Origin of the sequence: Paenibacillus sp. FSL H7-0357, from assembly GCF_000758525.1 — a bacterium.
Lineage (GTDB): Bacteria > Bacillota > Bacilli > Paenibacillales > Paenibacillaceae > Paenibacillus_AQ.
In genome coordinates this window covers 6,479,910-6,494,877 of the sequence record NZ_CP009241.1, presented here as the reverse complement: position 1 = coordinate 6,494,877, position 14,968 = coordinate 6,479,910, and the positions used below count along the sequence as shown (strand labels likewise).

Annotated in this window: 15 protein-coding genes; 10 read left to right on the top strand and 5 right to left on the bottom strand. The window is 45.4% G+C overall.

What is annotated here, in order from left to right; translation table 11 throughout:
- Positions 1 to 10: 10 nt before the first annotated feature.
- A complete protein-coding gene (gene sspI / locus H70357_RS28590; RefSeq protein WP_038596368.1) occupies positions 11 to 247 on the bottom strand; it encodes a small acid-soluble spore protein SspI in 237 nt (78 codons plus the stop codon).
- A gap of 373 nt (positions 248 to 620) precedes the next feature.
- On the opposite strand from sspI, the gene H70357_RS28585 reads away from it, so the two are divergent.
- Both H70357_RS28585 and H70357_RS28580 read left to right on the top strand, forming a co-directional pair.
- Complete coding sequence (locus tag H70357_RS28585; protein ID WP_038596366.1) at positions 621 to 1,280, top strand: potassium channel family protein; 660 nt, start codon at positions 621 to 623, stop codon at positions 1,278 to 1,280.
- Between the two features lie 390 nt (positions 1,281 to 1,670).
- Positions 1,671 to 2,462, top strand: a complete 792-nt coding sequence (locus tag H70357_RS28580) for a TrmH family RNA methyltransferase (protein ID WP_038596364.1) — start codon at positions 1,671 to 1,673, stop codon at positions 2,460 to 2,462.
- A 319-nt stretch (positions 2,463 to 2,781) separates the two neighbouring features.
- On the opposite strand, the gene H70357_RS28575 is transcribed toward H70357_RS28580, so the two are convergent.
- Positions 2,782 to 3,276: a PTS sugar transporter subunit IIA gene (locus H70357_RS28575; protein ID WP_038596362.1), complete on the bottom strand. Its 495-nt coding sequence runs from the start codon at positions 3,274 to 3,276 to the stop codon at positions 2,782 to 2,784.
- Positions 3,277 to 3,339: 63 nt separating this feature from the next.
- Here H70357_RS28575 and H70357_RS28570 point away from each other — a divergent pair, with 63 nt between their 5' ends.
- Positions 3,340 to 4,047 carry a GntR family transcriptional regulator gene (locus H70357_RS28570; protein WP_038596360.1) on the top strand — a complete coding sequence of 236 codons (708 nt, stop codon included), beginning with the start codon at positions 3,340 to 3,342 and terminating at the stop codon, positions 4,045 to 4,047.
- A 72-nt stretch (positions 4,048 to 4,119) separates the two neighbouring features.
- Here the strand turns inward: H70357_RS28570 and H70357_RS28565 are convergent, their stop codons facing one another.
- Positions 4,120 to 5,319: an enolase C-terminal domain-like protein gene (locus tag H70357_RS28565; protein WP_038596358.1), complete on the bottom strand. Its 1,200-nt coding sequence runs from the start codon at positions 5,317 to 5,319 to the stop codon at positions 4,120 to 4,122.
- A gap of 253 nt (positions 5,320 to 5,572) precedes the next feature.
- Between H70357_RS28565 and H70357_RS28560 the strand changes: the two genes are divergently transcribed.
- Positions 5,573 to 6,967 carry a PTS transporter subunit EIIC gene (locus H70357_RS28560; protein WP_038596355.1) on the top strand — a complete coding sequence of 465 codons (1,395 nt, stop codon included), beginning with the start codon at positions 5,573 to 5,575 and terminating at the stop codon, positions 6,965 to 6,967.
- 293 nt (positions 6,968 to 7,260) lie between these two features.
- Here the strand turns inward: H70357_RS28560 and H70357_RS28555 are convergent, their stop codons facing one another.
- On the bottom strand, positions 7,261 to 8,388 hold the full coding sequence (locus H70357_RS28555) for an NADH-dependent flavin oxidoreductase (RefSeq protein ID WP_038596353.1): 1,128 nt from the start codon (positions 8,386 to 8,388) through the stop codon (positions 7,261 to 7,263).
- 238 nt (positions 8,389 to 8,626) lie between these two features.
- On the opposite strand from H70357_RS28555, the gene H70357_RS28550 reads away from it, so the two are divergent.
- Positions 8,627 to 9,130: a MerR family transcriptional regulator gene (locus H70357_RS28550; protein ID WP_038596351.1), complete on the top strand. Its 504-nt coding sequence runs from the start codon at positions 8,627 to 8,629 to the stop codon at positions 9,128 to 9,130.
- Between the two features lie 202 nt (positions 9,131 to 9,332).
- Here the strand turns inward: H70357_RS28550 and H70357_RS28545 are convergent, their stop codons facing one another.
- Positions 9,333 to 9,884 carry a helix-turn-helix domain-containing protein gene (locus H70357_RS28545; RefSeq protein ID WP_038596349.1) on the bottom strand — a complete coding sequence of 184 codons (552 nt, stop codon included), beginning with the start codon at positions 9,882 to 9,884 and terminating at the stop codon, positions 9,333 to 9,335.
- A gap of 147 nt (positions 9,885 to 10,031) precedes the next feature.
- Between H70357_RS28545 and H70357_RS28540 the strand changes: the two genes are divergently transcribed.
- From H70357_RS28540 to H70357_RS28520, 5 genes are all read left to right on the top strand, one after another.
- Entirely contained in the window at positions 10,032 to 10,436 is a 405-nt protein-coding gene (locus H70357_RS28540) for a DoxX family protein (RefSeq protein WP_038596347.1), read from the top strand.
- Between the two features lie 23 nt (positions 10,437 to 10,459).
- Positions 10,460 to 11,119 carry an alpha/beta hydrolase gene (locus H70357_RS28535; RefSeq protein ID WP_038596345.1) on the top strand — a complete coding sequence of 220 codons (660 nt, stop codon included), beginning with the start codon at positions 10,460 to 10,462 and terminating at the stop codon, positions 11,117 to 11,119.
- A gap of 6 nt (positions 11,120 to 11,125) precedes the next feature.
- Entirely contained in the window at positions 11,126 to 11,896 is a 771-nt protein-coding gene (locus tag H70357_RS28530; protein ID WP_038596343.1) for a DODA-type extradiol aromatic ring-opening family dioxygenase, read from the top strand.
- A gap of 305 nt (positions 11,897 to 12,201) precedes the next feature.
- A complete protein-coding gene (locus tag H70357_RS34620; protein ID WP_052092308.1) occupies positions 12,202 to 13,977 on the top strand; it encodes a cache domain-containing sensor histidine kinase in 1,776 nt (591 codons plus the stop codon).
- A complete protein-coding gene (locus H70357_RS28520) occupies positions 13,974 to 14,825 on the top strand; it encodes a response regulator transcription factor (protein WP_038596341.1) in 852 nt (283 codons plus the stop codon). The genes H70357_RS34620 and H70357_RS28520 overlap by 4 nt, the downstream gene beginning before the upstream one ends.
- Positions 14,826 to 14,968 lie beyond the last annotated feature (143 nt).

Sequence of the window (14,968 nt, the reverse complement as noted above, 5' to 3'; positions counted from 1 at the left end):
ATGAGGCTTTCTAGGATGTGATGGATCCGGGAGTAACCTCCTCCAGATGTCTATGGAGCAGACTAATCACATGATCCTGCTTGGCCTCTCCGAGGTCCTTCCAGACCATTTCAAATACGACGCCAAGTCCGGGAAGCGCAGCTTCCGGCCCGTCCACGGAGCCTTCAATCATGTGCCGCAGGTCTTCTTCGGACTGGCCGTGCACTTTATGGAGAATCGCCTGGCGCAAATCAATGGTAACCGGCATAATGTACCCCCTTAAAAGTTTTGTGAGCAAGGCTTCCTGCAATTCTTCGTACAAAACTGACTTCGAAAGCATGTGCTTGGTTTTGTGAGCAAGGCTTCCTGCCATTCCTTCGTACAAAACTGCTTCGAAAGCATGTGCTTGGTATTTGTGAGCAAAGCTTCCTGCATTCCTTCGTACAAAACTGCTTCGAAAGCATGTGCTTGGTTTTGTGAGCAAAGCTTCCTGCCAATGGTTCGCATAACTGGCTTTCGAAGCCTGCTCATGCTGAAACGCCCTGTACTAATGTGCCCTGCGGCGATGCTGAAAATTCAAGTTTGTGTGTGCTTATGCTATACTGTGTGAGATGTAAAATGTGAGCGGGAGGTACACGGACATGGCTAAAAAACAATATGCCATCATCGGAATGGGACGTTTCGGCTCAAGTGTAGCCAAGGCGCTCAGCGGGATGGGATTTGATGTGCTGGCCATCGATTCGGATGAGCAGCGCACACAGGAAATTTCGGGAATTGTTACCCATGCCGTATCCGCGGATTCCACCGATGAGGAAGCGCTGCGCGCACTGGGCATTCGAAATTTCGATGTTGTCGTAGTGGCAATCGGAGAAGATATTCAGGCGAGTATTCTTACGACGCTGATCTTGAAGGACCTTGGGGTGCCGGCGATTCTGGTCAAGGCCAAAAGTGAGCTGCATGGCAAGGTGCTAAGCAAGATCGGTGCAGACAAAGTCATTTACCCTGAACGGGACATGGGCATGCGGGTGGCGCATCATCTGGCCTCGCCGAACATCCTTGACTATATTGAGCTGTCGCCGGATTACAGTATTCTGGATATGAAGGTTCCCAGGCCGATGCTGGGCAAAAACCTGCAGGAGCTGAATATCCGCGCCAAATATGGCTGCAATGTGATGGCGATCCGCCGGGGCGAAGAAATGAATATTACTCCAAGAGCCGAGGACCGGCTGGCCGATGGCGATGTTCTTGTCATCGTTGGCCACAAGGACAACCTGACTAAGCTGGAGATGGCATATCAATAACGCACGAGCAAACGAAGTGTAACGTGGCTCCGTGGTGCTGTAGGAAGTGTTAAGTGCGCTGACGATAGTGGCCGGATTTGCTTAATTGCACTCTGTACAGCTATTTGCTTCGTTAACTGCTTGTTGAGAAGGATAGATGTATTTCGTGCAATTAAAATTTAGCATACCCCCGGTTTATAGCCATAATGATGATTATAAATGTACAGACTACAACTAAATTGGAATTAGCGGTAAAAAGCGTGATTTTAGTTGCAGGAAATACACTTAAAATGAAGCTGTGAGCAGGTGCAGCTTGTTAGAGAAATACATGGGAAGATCGTAGTGACTGCAAGGAAAAAGGCAGCAAAGATGCGATAACTAAGCTGCAGGTGAACAGAAAGGTAGGACCTCATGGAAATTATGTCTCCGCAAAATACGCGGGTGAAGGAATGGGCCGGACTGCAGGAGAAGAAACACCGCGATAAGTCCGGTAAATATATTGTGGAAGGTATTCATCTCGTACAAGAGGCGCTGCTGGCCGAAGCCGATGTGGAAATATTGGCGTATGATCTCGATAAGGGCATGCCGTCTGAGCTGAAGGAACTGCTCCAGGCGGTACAGGGTATGGAGGTCATCGGCGTATCAGCGCCGGTGATTGCGAAGTGCAGCAGCACCAATACGCCGCAGCCGGTATTTGCGGTGGTGCGCAAGGAACAGCAGGGCGTGGAGACGATCCTTGCGAAGCCGGATAGTCTAGTCGTTGTGCTGGACGGAGTTCAGGACCCCGGCAACGTGGGGACGATCATCCGCAGCGCGGATGCGGCAGGCGCAGACGGCGTGATCCTCGGCCAAGGCTGCGCCGATCTGTACAACCCGAAGACCATTCGTTCCACGATGGGCTCGATGTTCCATCTCCCGGTGGTGGAGGGCGATTTAAGTGTTGTTTTGCCGCAGGCGCGGGAACGCGGCGCACTCTTAGTCAGCACCTCGCTGACTGGTGAGGACTCCTGCTACACCCACGATTTTCACGGCAGCCAGTGGCTGCTGATCGGCAGTGAAGGCAAGGGCATCTCGCCGGAAACGGCCGCGCTCGTCGATAAAAGCATTATCATCCCGATGGCTGGCCGTGCCGAATCGCTCAATGCGGCGATGGCAGCGACCATTCTGCTGTTTGAGGGGATGCGGCAGCGGGGGTTTAACTAAACAATAATTCTTGTGTGAGTTATAACATAAAGTAGGACTGTTTTTAAGCATGAATGAGACCGTTTATAGCTTCAAAATGAGGCCAAAAAATAGCAGCAATCCCTTGTGTGACAAGAGATTGCTGCTATTGGTATGTGGGCAGGGCTATAAGTAATACAGCGTACAACCGTTATTTATACCACACTGAATTTTTATATCATATGGTAAGACATACCAGACTAATTTGTACTTCTGTAATCAAATTATTAGCGGAAACCTATTTAATTTTCAAAATATGAAATGCAGACTTCAAAACTGCTACAAGGCAGCCCTGAACAACTTAATAAAATATACGTAACACCGTCTCGTTCTCAGGTTGTTTACTCTCGCTTACAACCTCGACCCGCGATATGTTGTCCTGTCCTCCTGGAACAACGATGGGCGTAACAGTAGAACATCCGTTTTCCCGGAGAGTTTCCATATCAAATTCCAGCAGAAGTTGCCCTTTTTTCACCCGGTCGCTGTTGCTTACATGAGCTGTAAAACCCTTTCCTTTAAGAGAAACGGTATCCATGCCAACATGAATGAGCAATTGAACGCCGGAATTGTGCTCGATGAGAATAGCATGCTTACTCTTTTCCATGATATGGGCGATAATGCCGTCAAAAGGAGCAATGACCCTGCCGGAATCTGGCAAGATGGCGAAACCCTCGCCCATCGCTTTACTTGAGAAGGCTTCGTCCTGAACTTCATCCAGAGTTAAGAATTGACCGGAGAGAGGCGATGAGATATCTATGGAAAGCGATTCTATCTTTTTTTTCTTAAACCCAAACATAGGTTTTCCTCCTGTAACTGTGTGTTAGAATAGCAATGAAACAACGAATAGGGGGCCTGCCTTGTGAACAAAAGAGACTTTGTCATCCATGATCTGCTCAGTAAAATCTATCAAAAACATTATTCAGACTGGAAGCTTCCTACAGAAAGAGAATTGGCGGCGCAATATAAGGTTTCCAGATTTACAATACAAGAATCCATTAAGAAGCTGAAATATATGGGTATGGTTAAGGTTGTCCAGGGCTCGGGCATTTTTATTAACAAAAATATTCAAGCCAGTCCGCTGATCTACAACTCACTTACAGAGAATCCTTATTCCAATATTCAGTCTAAGGTCATCGAGCTGCAGAAGCTTCCTTCCACCCCTAGTGACCAGCAAATCTTTAATATAACTGCCGAGGATGAAGTGTGGATGTACCAGCGCTTGAGAATCGTTAACTATCAGACAATGCAGATTGAGCAGTCGAGATTGCCTGCGACATTATTCCCTGTATTAACACAGAAGGATGCCGAGAATTCCATTCAGTCATTTGTGAAAAAGCATAAGTTCACTATCTCACATTACCTGAATACTTATGAGGCAATCTCGCTTGATAAAGAACAAGCGGTGTTCTTGCAGCAAAAAAAGAAAAGTCCAGCAATGAAAATTTCAAGCCGTGGAATACTGAATAACGGTACCATTTTTGAAATCAGTGAAATTGTGGCTGTCGACTATAAGTGCACGTACTTGACGGCCTTCAACAACGAGCATCACAAAAGAAGAAACCTCTGATAAGCAGCTAATCATTGACCTGAAACTCTCCGTCCTGACCGCAGTGCCGGAGAGTCTTTTGCTGCGCCTTAATTACGGCGTCATTAGCGTCCCGTCGGGTAATCTGGCCTGTGTCCATTCATGCATACGGTATTCCACCGGGAAGGCACCTGCCTGTTCCTCATTGAACTCCACGCCGATGCCCGGCAGATCAATCGGGTAAATATAGCCATCAATAGCGTCAATATTGTGCGAAAATACGCTGCGGGTATTTGCTTTAATCGGAATATTCTCCTGAATCGCTGCATTATGCAGATGAATGTTGAGATGTGTATTGACGGCAATTCCAATTGGCGTAATATCGGAAGGTGTATGCCAGGCGATACGAACCCCGAAAGCCTCGCATAATGCTCCAAGCTTCAGCGCAGGTGTAATTCCCCCGATTTGGGATACATGGCAGCGGATGAAATCAATCTGTCTACCCGCAATCAGGTTTCTCCATTCCAGCGGATTGTTGAACAGTTCGCCTGTGGCAATCGCCGTTGACGTTTGTGAGCGGATCTGCCCTAACCATTCATTCTGATCCGGCGGCAAAATATCCTCGATAAAGTAGGGTTTATACGGTTCGACTGCTTTGGCAAACTGCACGGCCTGATTGGGGAACAACCGCTCGTGAACATCATGAAGAATATGGAACCGGTTGTTATACTTTTCCCGCAAAAGAGCAAACATTCTGACCGTAGTCTCCATATACTCGTCCTGATCATAATAGGAGCCCGCTGTGGAAGTGGCCGGAGAGTGCAGCTGTGAAGGATTCCCTCCGTAGAAGCCAAGCTGGCAACGGATGTGCTTGTATCCTTGTTCAAGGAGTCCATCGATCTCGCTGTACAGATCTTCAATATTGTCAGCAACTGCATGAGTATATGCCGGAATGGCATCCCGTGATTTGCCGCCAAACAGCTGATACAATGGCATACCGGCGAGCTTGCCTTTAATATCCCATAGAGCCATATCAACACCGGAAACTGCATTATTCAGAATAGGTCCGTTGCGCCAGTATGAATTGACCATCATCATATGCCACAAGTCTTCAATATGGTTGGCGTCACGGCCAAGTAAAATCGGTCTGAGGTATTCCTCTATGACGAGCTGGACGGCTTTGGGCCGTTGCTGAAAAGTGGCGCAGCCATATCCAATGACTCCATTATCCGTAGTTACCCTGACAACCACCAGATTATGACGGTCAGGTTTTAGTATAAAGCTTTCCACATTAGTGATGATGGAAGGGTTCATGTTTCTCCTCTTTTCTACAATTTCTAAGAGTATTGAACCATAGTTTGAAAGGAAGAATCAATTTGGTTTGGTAAACCGGTTGAATAACGAAAGATATCAGTCCAATTATGATGGAAATTGAATAAAAACCCTTTGTTATAAAGGTTTTTTTGATAAAGGCGAACCATTTTGGACTGCTTTTATTAGAAGTTTCTTTATGATACTATTCAGTGTGTAAACGGAACCAATATCCATTAGGACAGGAGAATTCTTGATGAGCAAAGAGAAAGCGATTAAGGACATGATTGCAGGTATAGGCGGTGAGGAGAATATTGAAAACGCTTGGCATTGTATGACACGACTTAGATTTGAGCTGAAAGATAAAAATAAAGTAGATATTGCGAAAATCAAAGAGTTGGACCCAGTACTTGGTGCGCAGTTCAATCAAGACCAGTTTCAAATAATACTAGGTCCTAAAGTCGGAGAATATTACACCGTTCTGGCTAATGAGCTCAAGCTGAAGGATGCGCAGAGTCCTGAAGAGGAGAAGGGAAGCAAGCAAAAAGTAGGTTTTGTTACTCTCTTCATGAACATAGTATCTGGCGTATTCGGGCCCATTGTACCAGCAATTGCAGGTGCGGGATTAATCAAAGGACTTATTGCCGGTTTGACTGCACTTCATTACATCTCGGATAAAAGTGAGACCTTTCAAATAATAAATATGATGGCCAGCGGTGTGTTCACTTTCCTGCCATTCTTCCTGGCAGCCTCGGCGGCCAAGATTTTTAAGACCAATCAGTATTTGGCCATTGCCATAGCCGCAACTATTATGTTTCCAACGATGGTGGATGCGGCGAAAGCCGGTGAAATATCCTCCTTTCATTTCCTTAATCTGCTCCCGATTCCTGTTTTCAACTATAGCGGAACCGTCATCCCGATTATTTTTGCCGTTTGGGCGATGAGTTATATTTATGGCTGGGTTAACAAGATTGTTCCGGAAGTGCTCAGAACGGTAGTTACCCCAACGTTGACTCTATTTATCTCTGGATTTATGGCTTTAGCTGTTATTGGTCCAATCGGTGTCTATTTAGGAAACGGACTGGCTTGGCTGGTTCAAGGCTTGTTTGACATCTCCCCTGTTCTGGCTGGTGTGGTTGTTGGTGCGATTCGTCCAATAGCTGTCTTTACGGGCATGCACCATGCCATGACCCCAATTGCGCTGCAGAACTTTGCAACACAAGGCTACGATATGTTAATGCCAATGATGTGTATGGCTAACTTCTCGATTGTAGGCGCAACCTTTGCCGTGTATTTTAAAGTGAAAACCCCGAAAGAAAAAACAATTATCGTCTCCGCTGCCGTCTCCGGCTTGCTGGGAATAACAGAGCCCGCTTTGTTCGGGGTGTTAGCAAAGTACAAAAAAGCCTTCTTGGCTGCCACGATTGCCAGTACGGTTGCTTCCGCCTACATTAGTTTCTTCGGTGTCCGTTTGTACGGATATGTACTGTCCAGTATTTTCAGTATTCCGGCATACATCGGCCCCTACTTTGTCTATGCAATTTCGGGAATGCTCATTGCGGTTGCGGTAGGTTTTACCGTTTGCAATCTACTTCTGAGTAAAAATGATGTTGAAAATGCCAATAAAGCCTCCCTGCAGTCTGCACAGTAATGCAGCAAATATGTTATTTGTGGGAAGCATTACAGGTAGCCTTAAATTTTGCTGTATAACATTTTCGAAAGATATTGAAAAGCCCGCACTCGGCCTAACTGGCTGACTGTGGGCTTTTGTTGTCTTAGATAAGATCCTGTCCGACAGGAACAAGGCAAAGCAAGAAGGGAATTACAACTCACATTAGTGTCCACAAGAAGCCAAAAGACTGGAGAAGATTGATTTTTCCCCCGATCCATTCTCCAGTCTTTTTGTCGTTGCGGCAAATCAACATCTTCTTACAGGGGTGGCTGTTAACCTTGATTTGCGATCGGGAACCATCCTGGGGTATTGATAATTTTCTGCCATAATGGATCAGAGATCCCCAATTGTTCTTGATCATTTAAAGTTAACTCAGTACGAATTTCACTTTCCTTACCTTGAGTTATTTTTTCAACCCAATCTGGATCGATAATCAATTCTCGTCCAAGTGCTATAAAAGGGACACCTGATTGTAACGCTCTAAGCGCCTCATCAGGTGTGTAGATTGAACCTACACCGATAACGGGAACTCTTTGCCCAACGAGCTCATAAATAATTTCCATTCTAGAGCGATTGTCCTCTACTCCACGTCTAGGCTTAGACCAGAAGTTCATTAAAGAGACATGCAAATAATCCAAGTTTTGGTTTGCCAGGGCATCTATCAATTTTAGTGTATCGGCCATTGTAATACCGGGTGTCATTTCTTCTTCTGGGGACAACCGATATCCCACTAGAAACGGCTGTTTGGCATGTTCAGCCACCACTTTTTTCACTTCATCTACAATAGCGAGCGGAAACGCCATACGTTTGTCCACATTTCCTCCCCAGCGATCATCACGCCGGTTTGTGTATGGTGAGAAAAATTGTTGAATAAGGAATCGATTTGCCCCGTGAATCTCTACCCCGTCGAAACCAGCCTCGATCGCCCTACGGGTGCTTGCGCCAAACGCATGAATGATCTCTATAATTTCCTTCTCTTCGAGTGCTCGAGGAATCACACTTCCCCCTTCCTTAGCAACCGCACTCGCACTTACAATCTCACCATTGGGTACCACTTCGGGCAGACATTCGCGACCACCATGAAAAATTTGTAGAATGGCTTTTGCCCCGTGTTTCTTTATTGCTGTTGCCAAACGTTGCAGGCTTGGGATCATATCATCACGATCAGCCCCCACCTCCCCGCCAAACATCTTCCCATTTGGTGTCACCACGGTACTTCCAGTGACAGCTATTCCAACACCGTTCGAACGGCTTTCGTAATATGCGGTTATCTCATCAGATAGCGTACCGTCTTGCTGAGAATAAGAAATGGTCATGGGTGCAAGAACGACGCGGTTCTTTACTTCGACCCCATTCTTGAAACGAAACGGCTCCATTAAAGGTTGATATTTAGGGTTCATAGTTGTTCACTCCTGTTATCTTTTCTGTAATTACTAAACGTATTAGTGATATAATTTCACGTTGGTTCGTGTTTGTTGTAGACTTCCTCCTTCCCCGTATAACGGCTATGTTATTTGTTGGAGTCGGCTTTAAGTCAAGACATAAATACAGAATTAGTTGTTCCAAGGTTAGAGACTTGACTTGGAGCCGACTCTAAGATGTATAATGCCCCTAAGTTTCAATTTCCGGAGGTGCGGGATGATAACCGAGCAAACGTTCACGATAAAGCAAACTGCGGAGCTAACTGGACTTTCTGAGGACACGATCCGTTATTACGAAAAGATTAATTTGCTCCCTCAGGCGGACAGGAAGGACAATGGGCATCGAGTCTACCACCAGAAGAACATCAACACGATCCGGTTGATAGTCTGTCTGAAAAAAACGGGGATTTCCCTGGAGGCAATGAAGCCATTTTTGAAGGTATCCGCTGACGCTGATCCCGCCGAACATCTGGAATTGGTTGAGGAATTAAGGAGCCAACGCGATAATATTGTCAGCCAAATCTCATCGCTTCAGCAAATCGTTGATTTCATTGACATAAAGTTAGAAGAAGGGCGACCTCGAGGGGAATGCTCAGATCAAACTCCAGACGGCGTTCAAGAAGAATTCAAGGAGACAAAAACAAAGCCCATTTCCGTCGTAGAGATGAGTTATTTTTCCGCATCTGCGAAAACGGGCAAGTTACCAAATGCGATTAAATAAGCTTGGTAGCTCATAAAACAGTGGCAGTCTATGACTGCCACTGTTTTATGTAGTTGGGGTCAATATAATATTTTGTTTTCTTTAGATTTGCATGTGCGGAGTGAAAACTCTAGCTTTATACACGACAAGATATTCGCTTTAGTTTTCATTTGTAATATCGGCGGGGCGTTGGCAGGTGGTTCTTGTTTAGAGGGCTTTTAGCTTAGATGAGGTCCTGTCCGTTCTCGTTCTCTGTATAGATGGAGATTAGCACGATTGCTGTATCTTCACCAATATTTCTTACTAAATGGGGCGTACAAGCATTCCAACTAAAGGAATCCCCTTCACCAAATTCAGCCCCATCTTCCCCTTGTTCCGCGTATATACTCCCTTTTATGACCACATGTACCTCCTCGCCTTCATGCGCATGGGGGGCATCTCCAATCATTGTACCCGGAGGAAATTCTACGATCATCATCCGTACGTTCTTTGTGGAACTCAAGTGTTCCACTTTTAGATGTTCTGAACCGCTAGTTGTGATGGTCCGTTCGTCTTTCCGGACAATTCGCATTCGTTCTTCCTTCTTTAAAAGCAAATAGGCTAGCGGTACCTTTAAGGCGTGGGCTATATTTTCCAGCGTTGAAATGGACGGTGAAGTCTTATTTGTTTCAACCTGACTCATAAAACCTTGGGACAGGCCGGTCATTTCGCATATTTGAGCGATAGTGATATTTTTTCGTTTCCGGATTGCTCGTATAGTAGAGCCAATATCCATCTGAGCACACCCCCCAAAAAAATATTTGTAATACAAAACTTAATTTCATATTATCAATTTTTATATTGACAAGTCAACGCAATTCATCTTTAATTACACATATAGATTTTATATTTTTATTACTAATATTTTAGAGGAGAGAAACGAATGAATAGAACAACTGTTGTTTCCATTATTATGCGTGTGGTGCTGGGCATCATCTTTGTATTTCATGCTGTAGATAAGTTTCAAATGGGCCTTGGCAATGTAGAAGCATGGTTTAGCTCACTGGGGGTTCCGGGATTTGTAGCTTATGTTGTTGCGGTGATTGAGCTTGTCGGCGGTATTATGCTTATCCTGGGATTATTTACTCGTTATGTATCAGGATTGTTTGTGATTGTGCTCATCGGGGCCATTATGACGGCCAAATTATCAGTGGGATTACTAGGTAATGGTCAGATGGCCGGGTATGAGCTGGACCTTGGATTCATATTGATCTCGTTGTATCTGGTTGTTGCTGAACGAACACCGCTATCTGTTGACCATTTTATTATGAGCAAGCGCAGTAGATAACTTACAGCAAGGAGGAGACTAAGATGAATCCTATTTATCAATATGACGTTCACTTACCGGTTAATCTGGAGCAGGGGAAGACATATCCGACGATTTTTACATTGCACGGCAAAGGATCGAATGAACAAAATATGTTCGGTTTGGTCGCTCCATTAGCTCAAGATTTCATCATCATTGGGATTCGCGGTAATTTGCCGCTTGGTGCGGGATACCATTATTACGAGTTGAAGAGTCTGGGAAACCCGATTCGGGAAATGTTTGACCAAGCGGTTAAAGATCTCGAAGCTTTCATTCATTATGCGACGGAGAAGTATCCGATCGATCCTGACAAACGTTATTTGCTCGGTTTTAGCCAAGGTGCAATCCTGTCTATGACGCTTGCGCTCACGATGGGAGAACAGTTAAAGGGAATCGTAGCACTCAACGGATATATTCCTGAATTTGTGAAAACGGAGTATTCACTTCGAAGTGTTAAGGATGTTTCCATATTTGTCTCGCATGGAGAATATGATTCCGTGTTCCCGGTTCGTATTGGGCACGAGACATCTGCCTATTTAAAAGACCAAACGGAGCGCATAACTTTCAAATTATATCCGACCGATCATGGCGTATCTGAAGAGAACCAGCTGGATTTTCTGAAGTGGCTTAAGAAGGATGCCGAATCAAATATAAATAAGGAGTGAAGACACATGATGCCATCCTATTTTTTTGCACATGGCGCACCATCAATCGTGCTAGAGGATAACGAATATACAAAGCTGCTTAAACAATTTAAAGACCACACGCCAAAGCCGAAAGCAATTGTTCTCTTCTCCGCTCATTGGGAGGAGGCGGTACAGACGGTTGGCGCTGCTGCAACATATGAGATCATTTATGATTTTGGCGGGTTCCAGGATGAGCTGTACCAGATGACTTATCCGGCCCAAAGTGACCGTTCGTCAGTAGAGCAGATTCAAAACCTGTTTACCAAGCATGGGGTTGAGAATACCCGAAATGAAACAAGAGGTCTGGATCACGGGGCATGGGCCGTTTTAAAGCTGCTATATCCGGATGCGGATATCCCTGTCATAGCGCTATCTGTAAATCGTTATCTGTCTAATGAGCAGCAGTATCAAATTGGGAAGGCATTGGCGGAGCTTCGCGAGCAGGATGTGCTTATCATCGGAAGCGGTGGAACCGTTCATAATTTAAGTGCATTGAACTGGCGGTCCGAGGAGGTTGACGAGTGGGCGGAACAATTCGACAACTGGATTCAAAGTAAACTGGAGCTATGGGATACGGAAGCCCTGTTCCAATACCGCGAGCTCGCTCCTTACGCCCAAGAGGCCGTACCAACCAGTGAACACTTCATTCCGCTTCTTCTCGCGATGGGGACGGGTGACGCTAACCGTAATGCGAAACTTCTTCACCGAAGCTACCAGTACGGTAACCTAAGCTTAAGTTGCTGGCAATTCAATTAAGATCGTATGGCAGTCGCAGAGATGAGTTATTTTTCCGCATCTGCGAAAACGGGCAAGTTACCAAATGCGATTAAATAAGTTCGTTAGCTCAATCAAACAGTGGCAGTCTAGGACATTTTTCTTGTCTAGGACTGCCACTTTTTATGTGCCGGGGTCATTCTATATAGATTGAACATCCTGTACTCTAAAACCTTGAGTTCAATCTATATAATCAACAGACTTGCTTTAAAATGTTATAGTTATATAAAAAATATGATTATCAATTTCGCTGAAATATTTAATATACAATGGAGGTCAGACGAAACATGCCGCTGCGGCAAAAGATTCTAATCAGCAACATTCTTATCGTATCGCTGGCCCTGGTAATCTTTATAATAAGCATTCATAGAATTGTCTTTAATCAGACCTTGGAAAGGACTTCAGCAAGCTCGCAGCAAGAAGTGAAACTGATAAAACAATCTATGGAGACCGTGTTTCAATCTGTTCAGAACTTCTCGAAATTCGCTTTGATAAATCAGGATACACAGAAGGTGCTCAGTAGAGATACCGTAGCAAGCGATGACGTTTCTGCTCTGAAATCAATACATAATACGCTGGCTGCGATGCTGGAGACCGAGCCGAATATTGATTCCGTTATTATCGAATCCTTAAGCGGTGAACTCTATTATACCTCCAATTTGACCGGTGTTACTTTGCAGAGTCTCGGCATTTATCCCAAAGAAGCGATTGATGCTGCAAAAGGTGGAGCGGTCTGGGGAGATACGCTGCAGCCATCATTTCTGTCCGGTATGAAGAAGAAGAATTTGATTAGTGTGTGCAGAGTTATTATGAGCATGGAGAAGGGGACTCCGCTTGGTTATATTTATGTGAATATTGACGAGCGGACACTCGCCCGAATGTACCATAATGAACATTCTAATCAGAATCCTACTTTGGTCATTAACCAGGACGGAATAATTGTATCCGCGAATGAAGCTTCACTGGTCAGCCAGGCGATTCAAGATGACTCTCTTGCCAAATGGGCGAAGTCAGCAGTTGAAGGGAGCAGGACCGAGCAAGTCGATGGAATGCGTTATTTAGTGTCCTTACAAAGCCTTGATCCCTATGGCTTGAAGGTTGTCCATCTTGTTACCACTTCGGAGTTGACCTATGGGTATTGGAAAATCGCATTATTAATGGTCGGCTTCGGACTGATCAGCATGCTCTCGGCAGCGTTTTTGTCCTTTGTGTTCTCGCGGCTTCTAACTCGGCCCCTTAGCCAGCTCAGTGAGGTGATTGTTGAAGTAGGTGCCGGGAACTTTGATGTACGTGCATCCGCCGAAACGCAAGATGAAATTGGCAGGCTGGGTGCGACATTTAATGAAATGGTGGAGCATATTCAGGGGTTGATGCTAAGAATTGAAGATGAAGAGAAGACGAAGCGGCTGCTGGAGCTAAGGCTGCTGTATTCGCAGATCAAACCACATTTTTTGTATAATACGCTGGACACGATACGTGCGATGGCTGTGATGACGAATGCTAAAGAAATAAGCAGTATCCTGAAGGCGCTTGGCGAATTCTACCGGATTTCACTTAGCAATGGACAGGAGCTAATTGCTGCTGCACAGGAAAAAAAACATCTGGAAAGCTATTTATACATTCAGCAAATCCGCTTTAAAAAGCTGGCTTACCGGATTTCGTTTGAACCGGGAATAGAGTCCTGCCAAGTGCCTACGATGCTGCTGCAGCCTCTTGTCGAGAATGCGATCCACCATGGAATCAGAGGGATGCCTGACGGAGGACTGTGTGAAATTATAGGCTATACGGAAAGGACGGGCGAGCAGAGCAATCTCTGCTTTATTGTACGTGACAACGGTAAAGGCATGAGTGAAGAGGAAATGCGGCTTATTTGGTTGGACAATGGCGAAGAAGAGGTATACAGCTTCGGACTTAAAAATATTCAGGACCGGATTCAACTGAGGTTCGGTGAATCTTATGGCATCGTCCTGACATCTGAACCAGGCAATGGAGTGGAAGTGCAGGTACGCTTGCCGCTGATCTTGAAAACGAGCGGACAGGAGGAGGGGACAGCTAGACTATGAATACAGCGCCGGTAGCCCGCGTCCTGATTGTGGATGACGAATATTATTTCAGGCAGCTTTTGATCCATTTGATTGATTGGACTTCTGCCGGTTTTGAGGTGGTCGCAGAGGCTGAAGAGGGTTCGGCAGCCTTGAAGATTATGGAGGAACAAGCGATTGATCTCATCATTACAGATATTGAAATGCCGAATATGAATGGGCTCGACTTTGTAAAGGCCGTCCGCGCCCTCGACTCAGCTGCAAAGCTGATTTTCATCACAAGCTACGACAACTTTACTTATGCACAGAAGGCCATTTCGCTCGGAGCGGATCATTATTTGTTGAAGCCTATTGATGAGGAAGCGGTTGAACAAGCACTTATAACTATCCGTACGCAATTGACTGAGAAATGGGAAGCAGAGCGTTATATTAATCGTTTGAAAAAAGAAGCGGGTTATGTACAAGAACCGGAAGCAGGGCAGTCAACTGAGGAGGGAAGGCGTCAGGGCAGCGGTAAACGGCTGGTTCGCAAAGCGGTTGATCATGTGACTGCACATTATGCCGATGACAGCCTGTCGCTTCAGAGTACAGCGAGTGTCCTCTTCGTGAATCCGAGCTATTTAAGTCACATGTTCAAGAAGGAGACAAGTGAGTCTTTTGTGGAATATGTGACCCATGTCCGCCTTGGCAAAGCTATGGAGCTGTTGCGCCAAGGGGCTGCTGCGGATGAATCCTTGGCTCCAAAGGTAGCGACGATAGCACATCAGGTCGGCTATAGAGATCCGTTCTACTTTAGCAAATGCTTCAAGAAGAAGTACGGAATTACCCCAAATAAGGTATACGAGGGGTCCAATGTAGAGAGAGATTGAGCAGTTGCTAGTTGAAGTCCGGTTTTCCAGCCGGGCTTTTTTGTTCGTGTAAAGTAAACCTGATGTTCAGGGGATATTAACACGGGTGTGGTTTGTAAACTCAGTGTTAAGTAATATAACATACCTAAAAATTTTACTGTCAA

What these genes read in the sequence shown, in the direction of transcription:
- H70357_RS28545 (WP_038596349.1), bottom strand. Translation starts at nt 9,884, where the DNA reads ATGGATATTGGCTCTACTATACGAGCAATCCGGAAACGAAAAAATATC.
- H70357_RS28585 (WP_038596366.1), top strand. Translation starts at nt 621, where the DNA reads ATGGCTAAAAAACAATATGCCATCATCGGAATGGGACGTTTCGGCTCA.
- H70357_RS28520 (WP_038596341.1), top strand. Translation starts at nt 13,974, where the DNA reads ATGAATACAGCGCCGGTAGCCCGCGTCCTGATTGTGGATGACGAATAT.
- H70357_RS28540 (WP_038596347.1), top strand. Translation starts at nt 10,032, where the DNA reads ATGAATAGAACAACTGTTGTTTCCATTATTATGCGTGTGGTGCTGGGC.
- H70357_RS28560 (WP_038596355.1), top strand. Translation starts at nt 5,573, where the DNA reads ATGAGCAAAGAGAAAGCGATTAAGGACATGATTGCAGGTATAGGCGGT.
- H70357_RS34620 (WP_052092308.1), top strand. Translation starts at nt 12,202, where the DNA reads ATGCCGCTGCGGCAAAAGATTCTAATCAGCAACATTCTTATCGTATCG.
- H70357_RS28580 (WP_038596364.1), top strand. Translation starts at nt 1,671, where the DNA reads ATGGAAATTATGTCTCCGCAAAATACGCGGGTGAAGGAATGGGCCGGA.
- H70357_RS28575 (WP_038596362.1), bottom strand. Translation starts at nt 3,276, where the DNA reads ATGTTTGGGTTTAAGAAAAAAAAGATAGAATCGCTTTCCATAGATATC.
- H70357_RS28565 (WP_038596358.1), bottom strand. Translation starts at nt 5,319, where the DNA reads ATGAACCCTTCCATCATCACTAATGTGGAAAGCTTTATACTAAAACCT.
- H70357_RS28530 (WP_038596343.1), top strand. Translation starts at nt 11,126, where the DNA reads ATGATGCCATCCTATTTTTTTGCACATGGCGCACCATCAATCGTGCTA.
- H70357_RS28535 (WP_038596345.1), top strand. Translation starts at nt 10,460, where the DNA reads ATGAATCCTATTTATCAATATGACGTTCACTTACCGGTTAATCTGGAG.
- H70357_RS28555 (WP_038596353.1), bottom strand. Translation starts at nt 8,388, where the DNA reads ATGAACCCTAAATATCAACCTTTAATGGAGCCGTTTCGTTTCAAGAAT.
- H70357_RS28550 (WP_038596351.1), top strand. Translation starts at nt 8,627, where the DNA reads ATGATAACCGAGCAAACGTTCACGATAAAGCAAACTGCGGAGCTAACT.
- sspI (WP_038596368.1), bottom strand. Translation starts at nt 247, where the DNA reads ATGCCGGTTACCATTGATTTGCGCCAGGCGATTCTCCATAAAGTGCAC.